Annotated in this window: 20 protein-coding genes and 1 riboswitch; of the genes, 16 read left to right on the top strand and 4 right to left on the bottom strand. The window is 34.3% G+C overall.

Annotation, left to right across the window (positions count from 1 at the left end; all coding sequences use genetic code 11):
* From RTP52_RS09905 to RTP52_RS09895, 3 genes are all read left to right on the top strand, one after another.
* A partial coding sequence (locus tag RTP52_RS09905) for a DUF1294 domain-containing protein (RefSeq protein WP_331661297.1) occupies positions 1-297 on the top strand: 297 nt, incomplete at its 5' end.
* A gap of 159 nt (positions 298-456) precedes the next feature.
* Positions 457-657 (top strand): cold-shock protein, encoded by a 201-nt coding sequence (locus RTP52_RS09900; protein WP_029502005.1) that lies wholly within the window; start codon positions 457-459, stop codon positions 655-657.
* 403 nt (positions 658-1,060) lie between these two features.
* A complete protein-coding gene (locus RTP52_RS09895) occupies positions 1,061-2,122 on the top strand; it encodes an aldose epimerase family protein (protein WP_312370939.1) in 1,062 nt (353 codons plus the stop codon).
* 221 nt (positions 2,123-2,343) lie between these two features.
* Here the strand turns inward: RTP52_RS09895 and upp are convergent, their stop codons facing one another.
* Positions 2,344-2,973: a uracil phosphoribosyltransferase gene (gene upp / locus RTP52_RS09890; protein WP_312106232.1), complete on the bottom strand. Its 630-nt coding sequence runs from the start codon at positions 2,971-2,973 to the stop codon at positions 2,344-2,346.
* A 328-nt stretch (positions 2,974-3,301) separates the two neighbouring features.
* Here upp and RTP52_RS09885 point away from each other — a divergent pair, with 328 nt between their 5' ends.
* The 10 genes from RTP52_RS09885 to RTP52_RS09840 all read left to right on the top strand — a co-directional run bounded on the left by RTP52_RS09885 (position 3,302) and on the right by RTP52_RS09840 (position 16,139).
* On the top strand, positions 3,302-4,405 hold the full coding sequence (locus RTP52_RS09885) for a response regulator (protein WP_312370936.1): 1,104 nt from the start codon (positions 3,302-3,304) through the stop codon (positions 4,403-4,405).
* 376 nt (positions 4,406-4,781) lie between these two features.
* On the top strand, positions 4,782-5,234 hold the full coding sequence (locus tag RTP52_RS09880) for a hypothetical protein (RefSeq protein ID WP_312106646.1): 453 nt from the start codon (positions 4,782-4,784) through the stop codon (positions 5,232-5,234).
* Positions 5,235-5,463: 229 nt separating this feature from the next.
* Positions 5,464-5,694: riboswitch (cobalamin riboswitch) on the top strand.
* 170 nt (positions 5,695-5,864) lie between these two features.
* Positions 5,865-6,881 (top strand): ABC transporter substrate-binding protein, encoded by a 1,017-nt coding sequence (locus RTP52_RS09875; RefSeq protein WP_312370933.1) that lies wholly within the window; start codon positions 5,865-5,867, stop codon positions 6,879-6,881.
* A gap of 95 nt (positions 6,882-6,976) precedes the next feature.
* On the top strand, positions 6,977-8,029 hold the full coding sequence (locus RTP52_RS09870) for a FecCD family ABC transporter permease (RefSeq protein ID WP_312370932.1): 1,053 nt from the start codon (positions 6,977-6,979) through the stop codon (positions 8,027-8,029).
* Between the two features lie 101 nt (positions 8,030-8,130).
* Complete coding sequence (locus tag RTP52_RS09865) at positions 8,131-8,925, top strand: ABC transporter ATP-binding protein (protein ID WP_312106640.1); 795 nt, start codon at positions 8,131-8,133, stop codon at positions 8,923-8,925.
* A gap of 375 nt (positions 8,926-9,300) precedes the next feature.
* The gene (locus tag RTP52_RS09860) at positions 9,301-11,553 is read left to right on the top strand and encodes an S-layer homology domain-containing protein (RefSeq protein WP_312370929.1); all 2,253 of its coding nucleotides are present in this window, start codon (positions 9,301-9,303) and stop codon (positions 11,551-11,553) included.
* A gap of 118 nt (positions 11,554-11,671) precedes the next feature.
* Positions 11,672-12,007, top strand: coding sequence for a DUF5640 domain-containing protein (locus RTP52_RS09855; RefSeq protein WP_312370927.1), 336 nt, complete (start codon positions 11,672-11,674; stop codon positions 12,005-12,007).
* A gap of 146 nt (positions 12,008-12,153) precedes the next feature.
* Positions 12,154-12,951 carry an adaptor protein MecA gene (locus RTP52_RS09850; RefSeq protein ID WP_312370925.1) on the top strand — a complete coding sequence of 266 codons (798 nt, stop codon included), beginning with the start codon at positions 12,154-12,156 and terminating at the stop codon, positions 12,949-12,951.
* Between the two features lie 460 nt (positions 12,952-13,411).
* Positions 13,412-14,734: a condensation domain-containing protein gene (locus RTP52_RS09845; protein ID WP_312370923.1), complete on the top strand. Its 1,323-nt coding sequence runs from the start codon at positions 13,412-13,414 to the stop codon at positions 14,732-14,734.
* Positions 14,735-14,780: 46 nt separating this feature from the next.
* Positions 14,781-16,139 (top strand): methyl-accepting chemotaxis protein, encoded by a 1,359-nt coding sequence (locus RTP52_RS09840; RefSeq protein WP_312106279.1) that lies wholly within the window; start codon positions 14,781-14,783, stop codon positions 16,137-16,139.
* A 222-nt stretch (positions 16,140-16,361) separates the two neighbouring features.
* Here the strand turns inward: RTP52_RS09840 and srtB are convergent, their stop codons facing one another.
* Positions 16,362-17,510 carry a class B sortase gene (gene srtB / locus RTP52_RS09835; RefSeq protein ID WP_312370921.1) on the bottom strand — a complete coding sequence of 383 codons (1,149 nt, stop codon included), beginning with the start codon at positions 17,508-17,510 and terminating at the stop codon, positions 16,362-16,364.
* A gap of 203 nt (positions 17,511-17,713) precedes the next feature.
* Positions 17,714-18,733 (bottom strand): LacI family DNA-binding transcriptional regulator, encoded by a 1,020-nt coding sequence (locus tag RTP52_RS09830; RefSeq protein ID WP_312370919.1) that lies wholly within the window; start codon positions 18,731-18,733, stop codon positions 17,714-17,716.
* A gap of 576 nt (positions 18,734-19,309) precedes the next feature.
* Between RTP52_RS09830 and RTP52_RS09825 the strand changes: the two genes are divergently transcribed.
* The 3 genes from RTP52_RS09825 to galE are packed head-to-tail and all read left to right on the top strand — an operon-like array spanning position 19,310 to position 22,390.
* A complete protein-coding gene (locus tag RTP52_RS09825) occupies positions 19,310-20,221 on the top strand; it encodes a nucleotidyltransferase family protein (protein WP_312106285.1) in 912 nt (303 codons plus the stop codon).
* A gap of 30 nt (positions 20,222-20,251) precedes the next feature.
* Positions 20,252-21,358 carry a phosphotransferase enzyme family protein gene (locus RTP52_RS09820; protein ID WP_312370917.1) on the top strand — a complete coding sequence of 369 codons (1,107 nt, stop codon included), beginning with the start codon at positions 20,252-20,254 and terminating at the stop codon, positions 21,356-21,358.
* 18 nt (positions 21,359-21,376) lie between these two features.
* On the top strand, positions 21,377-22,390 hold the full coding sequence (gene galE / locus RTP52_RS09815; RefSeq protein ID WP_312370915.1) for a UDP-glucose 4-epimerase GalE: 1,014 nt from the start codon (positions 21,377-21,379) through the stop codon (positions 22,388-22,390).
* Between the two features lie 234 nt (positions 22,391-22,624).
* On the opposite strand, the gene RTP52_RS09810 is transcribed toward galE, so the two are convergent.
* Positions 22,625-23,129, bottom strand: a 505-nt coding sequence (locus RTP52_RS09810) for a sensor histidine kinase (protein ID WP_331661292.1), incomplete at its 5' end; no start/stop codon positions are given.

Raw genomic sequence — 23,129 nt, 5'->3', positions numbered from 1 at the left:
TTTAGCATGTCGCATTCTGACGCTAAAATATTGTATATATTGTTATGCTATCTTTTGATTGTTAATCTGTTAGGATTTAGCAGTATGGGAATTGATAAAAAGAGAGCCAAAGCTAGAGAGTGGAGAATTAAAGAAAGAACGCTGTTCTTCATTGCATTCATTGGGGGGAGCTTAGGCTCCCTTCTTGGCATGAAGGTATTTCGCCACAAAACGAAGCATAGAAGTTTTCAGATATTGATTCCTACTTTCTTAATATTGCAAATTATACTTGGAATATTTTTCATTGTGAAAATGTAAAAGTTACTAGATAAAATGTGTAGAAATGTGTCATAATTTAGCAGTTAACAAATTTTTGTTTGACAATATTAGAAATCAATGGTATTATAATGATGTTGCATCTAGCCAATAGGCAGATTGATTGTAGCAATATTATATTTTTTTTTGGAGGATTATCTCATGAACAAAGGTACTGTAAAGTGGTTTAACAATCAAAAAGGTTTTGGTTTTATCTCTGATGAGCAGGGTAACGATGTATTCGTACATTACTCAGGACTTAACATGGACGGCTTCAAGTCTTTAGAAGAAGGACAGGAAGTTGCTTTTGAAGTGGTTCAGGGTGCTAAAGGACCTCAGGCTACTAACGTAACAAGATTATAATTCTTGTAAGTAGCAGATAACTGATTCGTCTTGTTCTAGACATAGAAACGTTTGATATCAGACGATTCCATGATCGTGGAATTACTTTCAGTGTACCTTTTTCTATAATATAAATGTAATATTTTATACGGAAATAGCTATATTGTAAGACAATTTTGTAACGAATCTAAAGAAAGAAAATAGAAGTTGTTTGTAACAACTTTTGTTTTCTTTCTTTTTTTAGTTTGCAAAACTAGGAAAGTTCGTTGAACATAATTTTCCTTGTCCTGAATTAAAAGTCATAGGATGTGAGCATTTTCAATTACTACACCTTGTATCTTATTTTACTTCACAGAATATGCAATAAATGATATAATATTTTCTAGTTGAAGAAATAGCAGTGAGCGAGTGAATGGAGGTTCTTATGAAAATATCTCAAAGACCGTTTGGTAAGACCAAGCAGGGAGAAAAAGTAACATTATACACGATAACAAATGATCATGGTATGGTAGTATCCGTCAGTGATTTTGGTGCTAATATTATCAGCATTATGGTACCGGATAAGAATGGAACATTTGCAGATGTAGCTTTAGGGTATGATAATGTAAAGCAATATGAAGTGAACGGACCAGGATACGGTTCTTTTATCGGCCGTCATGCGAATCGTATCGCAGAAGCTTTAGTCGTAATAAATGGCAAAGAATATAAGTTAGAAAAGAATGATGGCAATAACAATTTACATAGCGGTAGTACGGGCTATAATAAATACCTATATGAAGCTGAAGTTTTTAAAGACAAGGATGAGACTACAGTAGAGTTTTCCAGATTAAGTCCTGATATGGAACAGGGATTACCAGGTAATCTTGATCTTGTGGTTTCCTATACATTAACCAATGATAATGAATTAGTGATTGAATATTATGGCGTATCGGATAAGGAAACCATAATCAACTTTACCAATCATTCTTATTTTAATTTGGCTGGTCATAATAGCGGTAGCATTGAGGGTCATCAGGTAATGATTGATTCGGATGAGTTTACATTAACAGATGAAGCGCTAATTCCTACAGGCGAATTTGCAAAGGTGGAAGGAACACCGATGGATTTTCGTAAAATGAAGAAAATAGGAAAAGATATTGAAGCTGATTACCAACCTCTTCGTGTTGCTGGCGGTTATGATCATAATTATGTTATAAAAACCTCAGAAGAAGAAGCAGTTAAAGTTGCAGAACTTTGGGAGGAAAAGAGTGGACGTCTCATGGAGGTATTTACAGACGCGAAAGGTCTTCAACTCTACACCGGTAATTTTATTCTTGGAAATGAAAATGGTAAAGAGGGATATTGCTATCAGAAACGTGATGGAGTTTGTTTTGAAACACAATATTATCCAAATTCCTGTAATATTAGTAATTTTCCATCCTGTCTTAAGAAAGCAGGGGAACCATTTGAAAGTGTTACAATCTATAAATTCTCAGTGAAAAAATAAAATGGAGCTGTTGCGTTGTAAACTGCTCATTGTCTCTAAGACAGGGAGTGTTTACAATTGCAACAGCCCATTCTCTTTTATAATACTAAAACATAGCAGCGGAGCTGCTGTAAGGTTACGAGGAAGTCAAAGCGGATTCCGAGCATCCGCTTTGACATTAATCTCGGAACAAAAAAACTATCTGAGATTTAGATTGACAGTACAAAAAATGCAAAGAAATATTATTTAGTACCGTAGATACGATCACCTGCATCACCTAAGCCAGGTAAAATATAACCCTGTTCATTTAGACGTTCATCAAGTGCACCAATATAAATATCAACGTCTGGATGAGCTTCTTGTAATCTTTTAAGACCTTCTGGAGCTGCAATTAGGCACAGAAAACGAATTTTATCAATTCCACGTCTTTTTAATAATGTAATTGCAGCAGCAGCAGAACCACCAGTAGCAAGCATTGGATCCACAACAAAAATTTCACGTTCAATAGCGTCAGATGGTAATTTACAGAAGTACTCTACAGGTTCAAGAGTTTCTTCGTTACGATATAATCCTATGTGACCTACTTTTGCATTCGGTGTTAGACCAAGAACGCCGTCTGCCATATGCATTCCGGCACGTAGAATTGGAACGACACATAATTTCTTACCTTCGATTTCTTTTACAATTGTCTTAGTAAGTGGAGTTTCCACTTCTTTATCAGTTAGTGGAAGGTTGCGGCTTGCCTCGTAATAGATAAGCATAGCTACTTCGGATACTAAATCACGAAATTCTTTAGTAGATGTGGATTTCATTCTCATAATACCAATCTTATGTTGGATTAGAGGATGATCCATAATGCAAACATTTGACATAATGATACCTCCAGATATTTATGCATTTTTCATGCACTTAAACTTTTGTTGCAAAATTTTCTGTGTACTAATCCATAATATGTGGGAGTTCACAGAAATGTATTCATGGCTAGAACGCCCGCTATTGCGTGCGTCCCTACTTCGAATTTTTTCTTACCGACTATTATAACAAAAAGTGATAGTAAAATAAAGAAAAGTTTTAAAGAAAAAAATGGAAAATCTTGATTTTAGGCTTGAAATTTGTTAGGATATGGGAGACAAAGTGAATGAATGGAAAAACTGTAACATTGTGATGTGTTAGATAATAAAAGTTAAGGGGGGATGTTGTGTGATTAATACACTCTTTCATAGGGGGGACAAAATAGGAGCCACAGCTTTAATCGTAGATGATAATCCGGTTAATCTGATAGCAGGAGGAATGATGTTAAAGACTTATGGCCTTTCCGTGGAAACTGCTGGAGGAGGAAGGGATGCATTAGAAAAAGTAGTTGAAAAAGATTATGACTTAATTTTTATGGACCTCATGATGCCAGAAATTGATGGAGTTGAAACTGCGCAACGAATACATAACTTAGAGGGAAAGTCAGGTCAGGTGATAATTGCGATTTCAGGTGCTCTTATCGGTGAAAATGAAAGAATTGCAGCAACAAATGAATTTTGTGATGTATTAGAAAAGCCAATTGAGGCAGATAAACTAAGTCAATGTTTAAAAAGATGGTTACCAAAAGAAAAATTATGTGAGAATTTGATAGATGCCTTTCATGACATTGGGGAGGGAACGGATGAAGTAACAGAATTTATGGAAATTTTTCAACAGGTCACTACTCTGGATTGTAGCTTAGGCTTGCATTATGCTCTAAATCAGGTGGATAATTATATCCGCATAGTGGAAGCATCGATGAAACAGTTAAATCAATCAAAAAGTAAGCTGGAACGAATTACGGGAGTGGAAGAACGTCGTATTGTAGAAGCAGAATGCCATTCTTTAAAAAGTATATTGTATCATTTGGGATCAAGAGAATTAGCGGAAAATGCAACTGCCCTTGAAATGAAAAGAATGGGAGTGGATCTGTTAGAGAATAATAATTCTATCAATGAATGTCAGATGGAACAGTTGAAGAGATTTCTCATGCGTATTAACTTATTTTGTAGTGAACTCGAACAAGCGTTAATCGCATATAATAATAGAAGATATCCTAAGAATGAAACTATGGGGATTTCGACCTGTTCTAAAGAAGTAATCGCAAAGCAGCAGGAAAAAATATTATATCATATTAGTCATTATGAGTATTTTGAGATAATAAATGGATTAAGACTACTGTTAACGATGGTATCTAAAGAGGATCAAAATAAGATTTATCAAGCGATGGAAGCGGCGGAAGAATTTGATTATGAAAACACTGCAATGTATGTGAATCAAATTAAAATTTGATCATTTAAATTTGATGAAATTGAATATGATGAAATTAAGATTTGAAAGAATAGAGATAAAAAGTCGAAGTAATTTCGATAAATGGGCAGAGGAGAAGCCCGGTAGAGGGGGAGGGTAACTGCCGGGCTTTGTTTTATGAAAAAAATTATCTTGTAAACAAATTTATGTTATATTTGTATTATAAGATATGAATGTGATGATAGTATGGCTAAGTTATGAACATTTTGTGAATATATAATTTATTGTTCACGACATAACCATTTTTGTCATCTTATTTTCAAATTTTACAAACTAACCAGAAATTACAAGACTTTATTAGAGGACTTCGCAAATACTAAAGACAGGTTCAATTCCACCGAAAGGAAATGGGGATATGATGAGTGTATTCAAGAAATTAATACGCAAGGAATTAGGAGAAGTCAACTACAATAAGTATTTCACATACATTCAAAAAAATCTCAAGAACAAATCACTAGAGAGTAAAGAGGTCTTTGAGGATATCTACACTAGGCTTAAGGATAAAGATATTGAAGCGATTGCACATATGCATGATAGATTAAATGATGCTATGTTACTTGCTTTTCGAATCAGTAAAAATTATATGTTTGCCGTGGTATTCTATATTGCTGCCTCTACATTTATTCTATTGAAAGGTTTAGTACCATTTATAGCGATTACTGCTCTTGGTACAATGAGTGTTCTGTTTCTAATAAAGACATATGAATTTGTCGTCAATAAATATTGCTTTATTGATGCTCAGATCGTTCTAGTATATAAGTCTGTCTTAGAAAAGATTATTTTGGGCCATGTGAAAAGGCGTAACTTATGATGTAGATACGTTCGCTAATGTATATTTAATATATATTAAATGTATAATCAGGATGATAGTATTTCATAGAATAAATAGGTTGGCTTTTCTAATAATGTTACAAAATGAAACGGAAATAGAGAAGGACTGTCATTAATTTTTTTATGACAGTCTTTTTTTGACGAGCAATTATAATCTATGAGAATTCTTGTTGTTAAAATTTACTTGTAATGTACTTAAGTTACGGGTATAATAATTGCGTCCATGTGGTGCTTTATAATTGAAGTTAAAAGGGAATGTGGTGAAAATCCGCAGCAGCCCCCGTTACTGTTATTGGAATGAAAGTTGCAAAAGTGTCATTGTATCTTCTTTGGCATTAAGGATACGGCTCCTAACCTTAAAAAGTAAAGAATGATATGAGAAGACAGCGATGAGTAAAATGACCATTAGCCAGGAAACCTGCCATATGAGAATGAATCATCTGCACTCGGAGGGAGTTGCGGATCAAAAGGAGTAAGTGTGAAGAAAATATCTAAGACGCCAAAAGACGCCGCCTAAGAGATTCTAAAAACTTCACACAGACAAGTTTGTGCTGCGCCAAACTTGAGCCATTAGCTGCTCCTAAAAGATAGACGCAGCATGGAGGCTTATATGAAAATATTTAAAAAACTATTGACACTTGGATTGATTCTAACCATTGTCATGACAGGTTGTGGAACAAAAGCAGGCAATGAGAAGAATGAAATTACGCCTGCACCAACTTCGGAAGCACAAATTACTGTTTCGCCATCACCAGGTGAAGAACCAATATCTCCGACTGGCTTGCCAGAGGACACTACAAAAAATAATGTAACTAAGTATCCACTTACTGTTACCGATTCTTTAGGAACTACCATTACGTTTGAAAACGAACCTCAAACAATGATATCGTTTTCTCCTAGTATCACAGAGATATTATATGCACTTTCGTTATCGGATAAGTTGATTGGTCGTACGGATTATTGTGATTATCCAGCGGAAGCAATGACGAAAGAGTCTATCGGAGATTTTTATAATCCTGATGTTGAAAAAGTTGTAAGTCTAGCTCCGGATGTTGTTATAGCCTCTTCCCTATGGACGGAGGATGTTATTCAAAAATTTAAAGAGGTTGGTATTACAGTCGTTGTACTAAATGAAGATAAAGAGGTTGCTGGTATCTATGATATGATTAATTTAATCGGACAGATATTTAATTGCCAGGATAATTCAGCAAAACTTATTGAAACAATGAAAGCTCAAATAGAAGATGTAACAACGAAGGTTGCCTCACTTCCTAAGAAGACTGTATATTATGTAGTTGGATTTGGAGAATATGGAGATTATACAGCCGGAGGCGATACCTTTATCGGAAATTTATTAACACTAGCAGGCGGAGATAATATTGCAAAAAATGTTAGTGGATGGTCATATACATTAGAAAGTTTAATTGATGCAGACCCAGAAGTGATTATATTAGATTCAAGTATGAAGGATAGCTTTATCTCCACAGATAATTATAAAAATTTAAGTGCTGTGAAGAATAATCAAGTGTATAGTATTGATAATAATTTACTGGAACGCCAAAGTTATCGTGCTGCTGAGGGAATATTAGAGGTAGCAAAAATACTACATCCAGAAGCATTTCAATAAATACTGGAGGTAGTTGAAAATGAAAAAGCAACTTTTACTTTTCAATATGGCAGTATCGCATCCACAAGTAGATGTGGTATACAAATGGGAAAGGCATGATTATTAATATGAACAAAAGAAAGACTTCATTTTATTATCTAGTGTTTACCTTGCTATTGCTTATTACGATTGTTATCACAGCATCAGTCGGTTCAGCCAATATAACAATATATGATAGTTTAAAGGTCCTTCTAAGTAAAATGCCGCTTATTAGAAATCTAATGGATACTTCAGATATTCCTAAAAATTATGTTACGATAATTTGGAATATCCGAATACCTAGGATTTTACTCTCTGGCTTAAGCGGAGCTTCACTTGCGTTAGTGGGTGCCTGTTTTCAAGGATTGTTTCGTAATCCACTTGCAGACCCGCAGATATTAGGTATCTCCTCTGGTGCAGCTCTTGGAGCTACGATAGCTACACTAAGTGGTGTGACAATATCATTTTTTGGCCTGGGAGTAATAGGAGCATTTGCCTTTATTGGAGCTTTGCTTACCGTTCTCTTAGTATATCAAATTGCGTTTACTGGAAGTACTGGTTCAGTTACTCATATCGTGCTTACTGGTACAGCGATTAGTTCTATGCTGTCTGCTATGATTTCCTTGTTAATGAGTATTAGAAGAGAGCAGATAGAAAAGGTTTACATGTGGACTCTTGGAAGCTTTTCTGCAGCTAGCATGAAGAAAGTCGGATTTCTTCTCCTGTTTTTTATTGTCTGTGCTACGATAATTATTGTACATGCGAGAGAATTAAACATTATAGCGGCAGGTGAGGAAACAGCAGAAAGTCTTGGTATTGATACTTTGAAAGTGAAGAGAACACTTATCATAGTTGGTTCGCTTTTGGTAGCAGCTTGCGTCTCGGTGTGTGGTATTATAGGGTTTGTTGGATTAATTATACCTCATGTAATACGATTGTTACTTGGACCAAGACATGAAAGATTGCTACCTTTTAGTTGTATCTTCGGTGCCTTTTTCTTAATCGTTTGTGATACCTTAGCAAGAACCTTAAGAGCACCTGGAGAATTCCCGGTCGGAGTCATTACTGCTTTATTTGGAGCACCATATTTTTTACTGTTACTATATCGTGACAAGAAAAGGATGGTGTAAGTTGAAAAAAATAAAATTTTTCAACCCTGAAATTTGTGGCTGCGTAATCCCTGGCACAAATTTTGGATGCGCAAAAAACGCGCGCAGAAATGGGGTGTAAGATGGATAAATTACAGACAATACAAATAAACGAACTGACTTGGCAGCCGCAAAAAGAAGAGGATGCAATTTTAAAAGAGATAGGTACGACTTTTTTACAGGGAGGGTTTTACGGTATTTTGGGGCCAAACGGATCCGGAAAAACCTCATTTATTCGTCATATCCTAAGATTACTACCAATTGAGCCAGGAAGAGTATTCCTTGAAAATAAAGAAATTACAAGCTATAAACGTAATGATATAGCTAAAAAAATGTCCCTAGTCCCACAAAATACCAACATCGAAACAAGATTCACAGCTTATGAGATTGTAATGATGGGGCGCGCCCCTTATCAAAAACGGTTTCAGGCAGTAAGAGATAAGGATCGAGAGATTGTGAACGAAGCGATGAAGATGACGAATTGCTATCACTTACGTGAAGCGATATTTTCTAGGTTAAGTGGTGGAGAAAAACAGAGGGTTATTACAGCAAGGGCAATTGCTCAACAGACACCTTGGTTGTTTTTAGACGAACCAGTGGCTCATCTGGATGTTCGGTATCAGATGGAATTGATGAAATATTTAAAGAAGTTAAATGATACGAAGAATACATCGATTATAACAGTACTTCATGATATCAATTTAGCTGCAAGATATTGTAAACAGATTGTTTTAATGAAGGATGGAAGAATTATTGCTGCAGGAGAGACAAAACAAGTATTAACGATTGATAATCTAAATCTTGTGTTTGAAATTCCTTTCATTGCATTAGAGAACGAGACCTTAGGTGGTACTTATTTCATTCCAACTTCATCTTAGAAAATTATAATTATAATTTAAATACAATAAAAGCAGGAGTAATTGAAGTGCACTTCAACTGCTCCTGCTTTTATGAAATTAACAGATCCAAATCCAAGACGCTGCTACCTAAACATTGAAATAGTTAGGTAGCAGTGTTCTTTTTAGATAAATAAAAATAATTCCATAAAAAAGTTTGCCAAATTAACTTCTGGTTTGGTACTGGGAAAATTGGAATTTACTTTGGCAATTAAGGAAATAAAAATAAAGTTAAAAATATTTACATATCATGGAACATATGGAAATTTGCATCGTCTAATGCTTAGAACCGATGATTAAATAACGTAATCGGAAGTAAAGTGCCTGTAGCGTAAAGTCTGCAGGATGTGGAAAGGAATGGTATTTATTATGAAAAGAAAGAGTTTTATAGCACTAATGTTAGTAGGTGGTATTATTATTACCAGTATTCCAGTCCATGCCAATGCAATGTCTACTGTAGTAGCGGAGGCGGTTACCAAAGAAAGTGTACAGAATAATTCTACGGAAGATACGAAGCTTCAAGAGAATCTTACGAAGATTATAACAGAAATAAAGAAAAAGGTTACTATTCCAACGGACTGTACAAAATTTGAATCAAATTATTACGGTGCTGAATATGGAAAAGGAACACAGTGGAACTTAAATTGGTATAGAGAGAAAGGTTCTCATTATTTTAATGTGGTTTGTGATGATAATGCTAATATAACTTATATTAATGATAGGGACTATGATAAGAATGATAAGCAAGAGCCGATCAACTATCTTATCAAAGAACTTCGCCCTGTTGCAGATGCCTTTATTAAAAAGGTTGCGCCTGATGTATGGGGGCATGTTACATTTCAAAACGCAACTTATGTAGGTTATTATAACAATTGTTATCAGTTTGAGTATGTACGTACCGAGAATGGTATTGTGATGCCTGATAATACGATTACAATTCAAATTAGTACAGCAGATAAGAAAGTTAAGCAGTATAATGCAAACTGGCTATTTGGGTTATCCATTCCATCTAAAGATGTAAAGATATCGAAAGAGCAAGCCACAGAAAAGATAAAGAAACAAGTTACTATGGAACTTAAGTATCTAACAAAGTGGAGCGAAGATGGTAAGACCAGAAGTGCTTACCTTGTATATGCGCCTAGTAATAATTATTTCGCGGTAGATGCAAAAACCGGGGAAGTTTACACATCGAGAGAGCAATGGATAGAAACTTCCAAAAATGATAGTGCAGTGCAAGATACTGCTAATGAAAGTAATACAGGTGCACCTTCTTTAACCAAAGAAGAGTTAGCACAAATTAAGGAATTAAAAAGTTTAATTACGAAGGAGCAAGCGATCGAGAAGGTAGTGAAGAATAAATATTTACTGATGGATGCTAATATAAAGGCGATAACAGCTTCCCTTTCCGGATATCGTTTGTATGGTAATGAAAACGAAAAGCAATATGTATGGAGTATTTCATTAACAGATCCTAGAGTTCCAGATGATAGTAAAAATGATTATTATAGAGCAAGTGCGCATGCAACTGTTGATGCAAAAACTGGTGAGATTTTGTCCTACCGTTCAAGTGTAAAAAATGCTGATCAGATGACTCCGGAAGAGTTAGAGAAAGCGAAAACGAAACTTTCCAAAGAAGAATGTGCAAAAATCTATGAAGCATTTGCGAAATCTCAGAATGAAAAGCAATTTTCAAATACGAAGCAGTCCTCTGTAACTCCAGATTATATCTATGATTATATAAAAGAAATCCCTGTATATGGGGGATATACGTTTGGATATCAAAGAGTAAATGAAGGAATTCCTTATGCAGATAATTATTTCTCTGGTAGTGTGGATTCTATTAGTGGTAAAGTATTCGATTATCGTAAGAACTGGGATACTGCAATAAAATTCGAGTCACCAAAGAATGCAATGACTCCAGAACAGGCATTCAATGCGTATATTAAATTGGAAGGCTATGAGCTTGTATATGAAATTAATACAGTTCATAAATTAGTAAAGGGTGGAGATATCAATGGTTATATAGAGAATTCATATTCCATGGATTATCAACCTAGATTAGTATATCGTACCAATATCAATCCAAACACAATATCACCATTTACCGGTAAACAATTAGATTGGTCTGGTAAAGTTTATGCTCCAGAATTAAAGAAGTCCGTTGACTATACGGATATCAAAGGTCATAAGTATGAGAGAAGTATCTTATTATTACGCGATTTAGGAGCAGGTACCGGAGAATTAAAATTCCGACCAAATGACGTGATTACAGGGAAAGAGCTACAGAGTCTTGCTGAAAAGCTATTCTATGAAGCTACTAGAGATGATATAAAATTAAAGAGTAGTAGTGGAATAACCAAACAACAGTTGGCAAAATATAGTGTGCAAATACTAGGATATGAGAAATTTGCGACGATGGGTGATATCTTCCGTTGTGGTTATACCGATGATGCAAAGATAGGAAAAGATTATTATAATTATGTAGCAATAGCCAAAGCACTTAAGTTATTTGGAAATGGTCAAGAAAAGGCGTTCCAACCTACAGCTAAAATAACAAGAGGTGAGGCTGCAGACATCCTGATTAAAGTATTAAACAGCAGTTCAAGGTAAGAAAAAATAAGAAATTTGTCAAAATATTGGTAAAATCTTGACAATATAACTATATTTGGATAGTATATAAGTACTTTGTGCAAAAGCAGAAAGAATAATAGGTCTGGGAGGACTAAAGATGAAACTTAGAAAAAATGCACTACTTGTACTATTAACCTTAGTGCTTGCGCTTTCACTCATTGGATGTAGTAAGGGGAATAATAGTATTGTAGGTACTTGGATTGGTGAGGAAGAAGGAGAGAGTGTAGAATTTACATTTAACGATGATGGTACAGGTGCTATGAAAGTAATGGGGATGAGTATTGATACAACTTATAAGACAGAAGGCGAAAAGTTAGCGCTAACCGTAAGCTTATTAGGTATGGAAGAAACTCAAGATTGCACATATAGTGTAAAAGGAGATACTTTAAAATTAGGACTTGAAGATTCTACAGTAGAATTAAAGAGAAAATAGAACGTAGGAAGGGGAGTGTCAGAAGACACTCCCCTTTTGAATGAATATAGAACGATGAATAGATACTTGCATAACTACTAAGACTTGACGTATAATAAAGAAAAGTTTAAAACCAACACACACATATGGAATGAAAGCGAGAATATATGGAATTCAAGAGAATAGATGATGAAACGGTTCGCTGTATTATAAACGAAGACGATATGAAGGAATACAATATAGAAATCGACGATTTCCTTAAGAATAAAGGTAAGATTCAGGAATTTCTACATAAAATCGTAGAAATGGCAGTGGATGAGGTCGGATACAATCCTAAGAATGGATTATTAGCGATGCAGGTTATGCCATTACCAAGGAATCGTCTGGCAATTACTTTTTCTGAAAAGGGTGCTGAGGGAATGGAAGATATCTTACATCAGATTAACGATGCATTGGGTGGCAATGGAGAATTTACTCCAGAAAGCATGATGAGTCGGTATGAGGATTTATCCAGCATAGAAAAAGTTGAAGCCTTTGATAAGTTTATAAGAAATCTGATTCAGGATGTAACTGATGAGTACGAGGAGCAACAATATAAAAAGAAAAAGGATGAGAACAAAAACAAAGAGGATAAAAAAGGTAAACATAAGCAAACAGTGGATTCAACCTTACAGTTGTATACATTTGCGACACTTACCGATGTGGAAAGGTTTTGTGTAATTTTACCTGAGTCTTGGGCAATCCGAAGTACTCTTTTTAAGGATGAGAAGGAACAGCTATTCTATATGGCATTAGAAAAGGGTAGACTGTCCAAAGTAAATTTCCAATTTGTCTGTGACAGGGCTAATGAATATGGAAAATTTCATTCGGAGAACCAAGCTAGAGTAGCATACCTTAAGGAACATGCATCATGTCTTATCGATAAAAAAGCAATAAAAGTAATGAGAAATATAGCGAATGGCTAATAGGAATGGCTGTAATACTTTGGGTATTTGAATATCTAAAGTGTTACAGCCTATTTTTAATATAATTTCGGAAATATATGTAAAAAACGTGAAGTATAGAAAGCTGTCTTATAATAATTGTTTCCTATTGAATATTTACTTTTAAATTGGTATAATTTTCTATGTTATTTACAAATATTACAGAAAGAAGGTGTCCAATAGTAAGAAGGTGTCCACTTGAAATAAGGGAACCTATAGAAATAAGAGCTGTAAGCCTTTCATTATGGTTCTATTGGTGTGAAAATAGATGAAATTTCTTTAAGCTAGAAATTATAGAATGCGATTTGCAGTAACAGAGAAGTTATGGACTAGATGTAGGTTGAAACAGAATCTTTTTTCAACGAACAATTTCCATGCGTGATAATGCTCGCAGATGGGAGCTTATATGAAATACTTAAGAGTTATTTAAGGGGAGGTAGTAATGGGGTTAAGGTATGACTTAGTATTTGAGCGAGGGTTTTTTCGAAATCCAACACAGAATCTTGTTCTCAAGGGAACTATTGTAGGCGATTTTGACAAAACGAGATTTGAGCAGGCAGTTTTAGAACTAGGAAAGGTCCACCCAATTTTGCATTGTGTTGTGGAGCAAAGCAAGGATGGAAAAGTTAGTTATGTTTATCAAGAAGGGGTTAACCCCCAAGTTACATACCTAGAAAAAGAAAATGAAAGCCAATGGATTGAATTAGCGAAGCAGCAAGAGCATGTAATTTTTGAATTTGAAAAGGAACCAACGATTCATTTTTTTATTCTTTCTCAAGAAAAGGAATTTGATTTCATCATGATTGGTCACCATATGTTAGGAGATGGCCTATCGCATTTATATTTATACCATGATTTTATCGAGTTTTATTGCAATGGTAAAAAAAATATGGAGTTAAAAGAACCGAAACCGATTCAATCCATAATGGATTTGCCAAAGGGAAGTCAACCATCTTTTCTAATTCGATATGTTATAAAGCGATTGAATCGCAGATGGGCTAAGAATCGGAAAATTTTAACTCAAAGTGAATTTCAAGCAGCACATCAGAACTATCAAAAGAAGCAAAACATAGATGTTGCTCTTTTTTATCTTAAGGGTGATGAATATCACAAGCTTAGACAATCCGCAAAAGATCATCAGATTACAATGAATACGGTTATCTTAGTTGCATTTATGAAAGCGTTAAGAGAGTTGACAGAGTTTTCAGAGGAAAAAGTAACAGTTGCAATAAATCTAAGAAATAGGCTATTGTTTCATCCAGGTAGGTGTGTCGGAAACTATGCTGCAGCTATAACAAAGGTACTAAGTTATGATATGGAGAAAGATTTCTGGAAAAATGCGAATTCTCTAGGTTCAATAATTAAAAAAGAGATTCAAAATCCTAAAAAAGCGTTTCAATTGGTTCATTTGTTTTGCTTATTGGATAGCAGTATTTTCGACGGTTTGTTTTATTCAAAACATAGTGATTACAAGAACGATTGGCTTAATAAGGTGTCAAAGCTACTTAACTTTAAAGACTATGAAGAGGGGATAGATATTTCAAATCTTGGAGTTTTTGATGTTAGTTTAAATACTGAAAAGTACCAGATAAAAGATATGGCTTATCTACCACCTGCAGCTTCTGTTTATGACAAAACGATTGGTGTAATTACTTATCAGGATGAATTAGCGATATGTATCTCACATAAAGTAAATTTCTTAGCAAAGGATAAAATGGAACGTATAATGAACCGAACAAAAGAGATTTTACTCGAGCTCAATTAGATATTATGGAAGGACGAAATAAATTTAGATACACAGGAGGGTGATTATGCGTAAAAGTATTCGAACAAAACTAGTAACGGTTGTATTGGTGTTGTCTTTATTCAGTATATTAGCCAATATTACAAACTTAAATTCACTTAAACAGATTTATGAAGCTGCAGATACTGTAGATAGCAGTGATCCAGAGGTTATTGAAACTGCTAGGCTAGAACTTACAGGAATCTATGAGAGTAGTATTCAATCCAATTATATCGGTATTGGGGTTATGATATTACTGACTATTGTGGTTATTGCAATTACAAGAAAGTCAATCATTGGACCAACCAAAAGATCCACAAAGCAGCTAGATGATATATTAAATGATTTTAATTCTGGGCAAGGAGACTTAACAAAAAGAGTAACAGTCTATACGAAGGATGAAATTGGACAATTAGTTTCAGGTATTAATACCTTCCTAGAAACATTACAGCGAATTATGGGACATATGATTTCTGATTCTAAGCAATTAAACTTGAGCATATCTTTAGTTTCAAACAGTATCAGTCAAGTGAATGATAATTCTTGCGATATTTCGTCTACCATGCAGCAATTAGCCGCCAGTATGGAGGAAGTTACAGCAACAATATCTTCTATGTTAGATAGTATCGGTATTCTTAATACGAATGCCACCACCATGATAGATAAAAGTGTGGGCACTATGGAATATATAAATGAGATGAAGATAAGAGCGAATGCGATGAAAGAAGAAGCAACTGATAAGAAAGGTACGACCAGTGAGATGCTTAATAATATAGGTGATACCTTACGTGAAGCTATCGAAAATAGTAAGAAGGTGGAACGTATTGATGAATTAACCAATGATATTTTAGTTATCTCAAATCAAACAAATCTATTAGCATTAAATGCATCGATAGAAGCAGCTCGTGCTGGAGAGGCGGGAAAAGGTTTTGCCGTTGTTGCGGATGAGATTCGTCAATTAGCAGATAATAGCCGAAATACAGCTACAAATATTCAAGAAATCAGTGGGTTGGTACGTGATGCTGTATTAAATCTATCAGAAAGTTCAAAACAAGTATTAGATTATATTCAAACTACGGTATTAAGTGACTATGAAAAAAATGTAGGCAGTGGAATACAATATGATTTGGATGCTTCTTTTTTACATAGCAATATCTCTCAATTCATGGAGCACATAAAAGAGATGAACCATATGATAGTAAGTATGAGTGAAAACTTTCATGGAATTGCTTCTGCTGTGGATGAAAGTGCAATTGGAGTTTCTAATGCTGCAAATAATGCATCGAGTCTTGTGGAAGAGATGGCTAAGATTAGTAAGGAAGTTAAGAATAATGAAATGATTTCAGTGAGCTTAAATGAAGAAGCAAATCGGTTTGTTGAAGTATAAAAGTAATTTTAAAGAAAAGGGATCGTGTTAAAGAAAAAGAGGGTATCTTTCTAAGATATCCTCTAATTTTATCGATATGTTTCATAATAAGGAAAAGTTCGCGAAGCGTACTTTTTATAAAATATAACTCAGTTCTTATAAAATATAACTCTTTTCTTAAAAAATATAACTTAGTTCTTATAAGATATAACTCAGTTCTATAACTCATTTCTCATAAAACTCTTATTCTGCTTTTTTGATATCTGTATCTCTCGTAAAGTCTTGATACCAATTAATTTCATGATTCTTCTGTGCTTCTTCGAAGGTAGTAATAGCTGGAGGTGTTCCACCGTATTGATGATACCAACTATCTGGATAAATTGGATTCTTATTTTTTGTGACGGATTCCCTCGATAGTTCTTTGGATTCTCCTGGTCTTAATTTTCTAGCTACAATAACAGTTCGATAATTAGGTAGTTCATAAGAACAGGTTGATAATAATAGTAGTTGATCCTCTTCGGAAATTTCCAAAGGGATATTATAAATGGAACGAACTTTTATCTGGTAAATAAAATTTAAGAAGTCTGAGGAATCTTGAAAGCTTCCGCGTTGATAATCAAAGAGTTCTTCCTTTGCTGAGGAACCGTTAGTTTTAAAGACTGCGAAGATTTTCCATAAGCTTTCTTCATACAGTGTATCGAATTGAATGATTGGAGAGTTAATCAAAAAGTCTAAATCGTTATAATTCATTAATTCATGAAACATATTACCGGTACTTGTCATATTATGACCATGGATTAAAAAACATTGTGTTGGTGTCTCGATATCAGTATTCGTATCTAAAAAAATACTTCCAAATCGGTCATCTTCCTTTTTCATATTCCTGGTCAAGTAATATTCGGGCTCGTCCTTACTAGATTGCAGTACCGGATAGTTGATATTGGTGCCTTCTATTTGAATCCAGCCTTTTACGTCGGGATTAAGTTCTAATAGGTGATTGAATTTTTCTAAAGGAATTATTTCTGATGTTTCTGCTGTTGTTAATTGATCATCTGTTTCCTTCGGAATTGAAGGAGTTTTTATATCCTCAGGAATTGAATTATTATTGCCATAAATCTCTTGAATTTCTTTCATTTCTTTGTTTGATTTCGTAGGACTAATCCATAGGATATCAATCAATAGATAAGTTCCTATCATTATTATAATAATAGAGAGTATATGGATGGCTTTATTAAGCTGTAATTTTTTATTGTTACGTATTGGATTATCTTTCGAGTCGTTCTTATTTTGACTTGAATTATCTTTTGAGTCGTTCTCATTCTGATTTGTTTTAACTTTTGTAGCTTTTACTTTATCCTTTTTTTGTTTTATTGAATTTGTGTAGCTACCCATAAGTACCCTCCTTTCTTGCATTTATGAAGAGTATAGCACAATTATATATAAATGATAAGAATCTTTTTCATTGTCTTAAAGGTATATAACACATAGATATTGTATATCGTCTTTCAATTCATACAATAAAAAGGTGTCTAACAATAAAATTATCTAATGTTGGATACCTTTTTTTATTTTAGCTTTTAAAATTATAGGTTATATCAGGTTGAACTTCTCTCAACGAAAGTAGTTGGTAGGATGATTTTCTGTGGTAGAGTTGCATAACCTTGAATTCTTGCAAGCAACAGATTGACTGCGATCTTTCCAATTTCTTCTTTTGGAACATGGTAGGTGGTAAGTGGAGGATTTGAATACTGAGACATTTCAATATCTGACATTCCAATGACCGCTACTCTCTTAGGTACGGAGATTCCATTTATATAAAAACTCTTCATTGCAGCCATAGCCATTAAATCACTGGCTGCAAAAAAAGCAGTAGGAAAGTGAGTGCTCTTACACAAGTCATCTACTTTTGCTACACATTCATCTTCGTTCCAGCCACAATCTATGATCCATTCTTTCTGAATCGGTAAACCTGCTTTATGCATTGCAATGAGATACCCTTGATAACGCTTACTATCTTTGATATCTTGGGATTCTCCGCTTCCGCCGATAAATCCAATTTCTTTATGCCCTTTCTCAATGAGATGTTTTGTGGCAAGGATACCATTTTGTAAGTGATCATACCCAACATCATCAATATCATCACGTAAAGTATCAATACCAACGATATGAGGAACGCGTTTTTTAATGTAGCGATAGATTTCCTCGTTTAAAGGCTCCATCAAAATTAACCCGTCCAAAGAATCGATAAAGGTTGAAGCTAGAGAAATTTTGTCCTGAAGAATTGGTGCTGATTTGATAAAGGTTAGATCGATTCCAACTTCTCTTAATTGTGTTTCTACCCCGGAAAGGATTGACATATAGTAAGGATCGTTATAGCCCTTTTTTGTTACTCTTAAAATACAACCTATCTTTGCGTCTTTACAAATGATTGAATTCGCAACTATTACCTTTTTTCGCTGGGTCGTAGTAGGTATATAATTTAATTGAGTTACTGCATCAAGCACACGATTCTTGGTTTCTTCGGTCATCTTATATTTTGTATCATTATTTAAAACGCGAGAGACTGTAGCGATGGAGACATTCGCTAATTTTGCAACTTCTCGTATGGTACTCATTGGTAGAATCCCCTTTCTGTTTATAGTAATGATAAAATAGCAACTGTTTGTTTAGTCATTTGTTACGTTACATATTTACATTAACTCATTTTTGTTTAGTTGTCAATGTTTCAATGGAAAATACAAGATTTTATAGTAGTAAATCATTCAATAGAAAAAAACAAGATTTTATGATGTAGTAGTAAATCATTCAATAGAAAAAACAAGATTTTATAATGTAGTAGTAAATCATTAATAGAAAAAAACAATATAATGTAGTAATAAAGTATTCAATGGAAAAAACAAGGTTTTATAATGTAGTAGTAAATTATTCAGTGGAAAAAATAAGATTTTATTATATAGAAATAGATCATTCAATGATAAATTTTGCAGCATTATTAAGAGAAAGACAAAATAAAAAATAAAGTAAGAAATAAAGCAAAAAAAATAATTATCTACTGTTTACAAATGGTGTGACACGTGATAATATAAACGTAACAAAGCGCTGTACCTTGAATATGTTACGCGGTGTTACGTGAAATAAACAAAAAAATTTGTTAAAAACTTTAAAATAAGTTTAAGAAGGGAAGTATTATCATGGAAAAGCCAGTATTAGTAATTATGGCTGCTGGAATGGGAAGCAGATATGGTGGATTAAAGCAAATTGACTCAGTGGATGAGCAGGGACATATTATCATCGATTTTTCAATTTTTGATGCAATCAAAGCAGGTTTTAAGAAAGTAATCTTTATTATTAAGAAAGAAATAGAAGAAGACTTTAAAGAAGTGATTGGTAATCGTATTGAAAAGATTGTTGATGTTGAGTACGTTTACCAAGAAATTAGCAGAGTACCAGAGAATTTTACTATCCCAGAAGGTAGGGTAAAACCATGGGGAACTGGTCATGCGATTTTATGTTGCAGGGATAAGATTCAAGGACCATTTGCAGTAATTAACGCGGATGATTTCTATGGTAGTGAGGCCTTTATAAAAATCTATGATTTCCTAAGTTCTGTAGAACAGAATAATCTTTATTCTATGGTGGGATATCAGTTAAAAAATACATTGACAGAACATGGCTCTGTTGCAAGAGGGGTATGTAATGTGAATGAGAAAGGTTTCTTAACTAAGATAACGGAGAGAACAAAGATTGAAAAATTCCCTGAAGGTGCTAAGTATTATGATAGTGAAGCAGATACCTGGGAAGAAATCTCATTTGACAGTACAGTCTCTATGAATCTGTGGGGATTTCAAGCAAATATTATGGCAGAACTAAAGGCTGAGTTTGAAACTTTTTTAACAACAGAAGTTGCCAATAATCCAGAGAAAAGTGAGTTTTTCTTACCAACCGTTGTACAGCATATGATTGAAAATCAAAAGGTGCAGGTAGAGGTATTACATTCTAAGGATCAATGGTTTGGTGTTACATATAAAGAAGATAAAGAAGCCGTGCTAAACGAGATAGCGAAGTTAAAAGAACAAGGGGTTTACCCAACAAATCTTTGGTGAGGATTGTAAAATCATAGTGGAGGTGCTATTATGGCAAGAGAAATAAAAAATGAGTTAATAGAAAATGCTATTGCGCAGTTTCAAGTAGAAGGAACAGTTGAGAGTTATGAAAGATACGGAAATGGCCATATTAACGATACATTTGATGTAGTTTATAAAGAGGATGAGAAGAAAAAAAGATTCATATTACAGCGTATCAATCATAGTATCTTTAAAGAACCTGAGAAATTAATGTTTAATATTGCTAAAGTTACTTCATTTTTAAAAGATGAGGTAAGAAGACTTGGTGGGGATGAATTACGTGAAGTATTGACGATAATCAATACGAAGAATGGAAACTACTTCTATTTAGATGATGAGGGTTCTTACTGGAGAATGTATATCTTTATAGAGGATGCCACCTCCTTTGAACAAGTTAGCAAACCAGAAGATTTTTATCAAAGTGCTGTTGCATTCGGAAGATTTCAGAAACTATTATCCGCATTTGATGCATCTAGCTTATATGAGGTAATACCAAACTTTCATAATACACCATTACGTTATGAAGCATTCTTAAAGGCTGTAAAAGAGGATAAATGTAATCGCGCCAAAGATGTAAAGGAAGAAATCGAGTTTTTTATCAAAAGAAAAGAGGATATGGAGTACTGTAAAAAGTGCTTAGACGAAGGGAAGCTTCCACTTCGTGTTACACATAATGATACAAAACTTAATAATGTAATGATAGATAATAAGACAGGTAATGGCTTATGTGTTATTGACTTAGACACTGTAATGCCTGGATTATCTATCTTTGATTTTGGTGATTCTATCCGTTTTGGTGCAAACACGGCAACGGAGGACGAAAAGGATTTATCGAAAGTGAGCTTAGATTTAGATTTATTTGAACTATATGTCAAAGGGTATTTAACGGGTTGTGAAGGCAGTCTGACAGACACTGAAATCTCTATGCTGCCTCATGGAGCAAAAACGATGACTTTAGAGTGTGGAATGCGTTTTCTAATGGATTATTTAGAAGGAGACGTTTACTTTAGAATTCATCGTGAGGAACATAATCTTGATCGTTGTCATACACAAATGGCACTTGTTCAAGATATGGAACGTAAATGGAAGGAAATGAATGATATAGTATCTAAGTAACATTAAGGAGGATAAGAGATGTCAATTTTAGTTACTGGTGGTGCAGGATATATAGGAAGCCACACATGCCTTGAATTACTAAGAAAAGGATATGATGTTGTTGTTGTCGACAATTTAAGCAATTCATCGAAAGAATCTTTAGAGAGAGTAAAAAAACTAGCGAATAAGGATATAACTTTCTATGAAATTAATGTAGAAGATAAAGAAAAGTTAACCAAAGTATTTGAAAAAGAGAATATTGAATCAGTAATCCATTTTGCTGGTTTAAAAGCAGTCGGAGAGTCAGTACAAAAACCACTTGCATATTACTATAACAACTTAGTTTCTACCTTAGTACTTTGCGAAGTTATGTCGAAGTTTCATGTAAAGAAATTAGTATTCAGTTCTTCTGCAACGGTATATGGTAATCCGCATACCGTGCCAATTAAAGAGGATTTCCCTCTTTCTGTTACCAATCCATATGGCAGAACGAAATTAATGCAGGAAGAGATGCTAAGAGATTTGACAGTTGCTGACAGTGAATGGAAGATTATCTTATTACGTTACTTTAATCCAATTGGTGCAGATGAGAGTGGTATGATTGGAGAGGACCCACTTGGTATACCAAATAATTTAGTACCATACATTACTCAGGTAGCAGTTGGAAAACTAAAAGAGCTTCAAGTATTTGGTGATGATTATGATACGCCAGATGGAAGCGGTGTTAGAGACTACATCCATGTTACAGACCTTGCGATTGGCCATGTGAAGTCAATTGAGAAACTTGATCAAATCGAAGGTGTAAAGACCTATAACTTAGGGACTGGGAAGGGCTACAGCGTATTAGAGATGGTAGCTGCTTTTTCAGAAGTTTGTAAAAAACCAATCCCTTATGTTGTGAAAGATAGAAGACCAGGAGATATTGCAACTTGTTATGCTGATCCTAAACTAGCAAAAGAGGAACTAGGATTTACAGCAGTCAGAGAACTTCCTAAGATGTGCGAAGATGCATATCGCTGGCAGTGCAACTATCCTAATGGCTATCGCGATTAAATTGTAGTAAAAATGCGTTATGAAATGGATTAGGTAAAAAAGCTTTTCTAGTAATGAGAAATCTTTACTAGAAAAGCTTTTTTTAGTGTAACATTAACTTTTTTTATCGCATATTCCCCATATAATAAATACCAAACCTAATACCAGGAAGATATACGATACTATGAAAGACGGAAATAAATGATCCCTCTTTTGATTGTAAATAAATCACATAATTTTTTTTGATTGTCAACGTTACATTTTCCTGTAACGTCTCGCAGGAATCCTGATTTCAACCTCGGTCTCAACGCCCTCAGTGCTTCGAAAGGTGAGCCCGTACTCATTACCGAAGTAGACCTGGAGGCGAGTATGAGTATTCATGATGGCTATATTGCTTCCTTTGTCAGTATTCATTATACCCATCAGAATCCCAGACAGAATATCAGAAGGAATACCGACACCGTTATCGGATATAACAAAAACAAGGTCAGCGTCATCCATCCAGCCCATAATCACGATATTCCCTTCCTTGGTATTCTTCTCCAATATTCCATGGAGAATGGAGTTTTCCACTATCGGTTGAAAAATTAGTTTCGGTATTTCATAATCCAACATTTCATCGGGCACATCTATAAAAAAATGGATTTTATCATCAAATCGCATGTTTTGGAGCTGAACATACAGCGTGATATGTTCCAATTCACTTTTAACACTGACGATATTATTCCCTTTACTTAAGGTTAGCTTGTAAAAACGGGAT

This window comes from Lachnoclostridium sp., from assembly GCF_031997925.1.
Classification (GTDB): domain Bacteria; phylum Bacillota; class Clostridia; order Lachnospirales; family Lachnospiraceae; genus Lachnoclostridium.
This window is presented reverse-complemented; position numbering and strand designations above follow the sequence as displayed.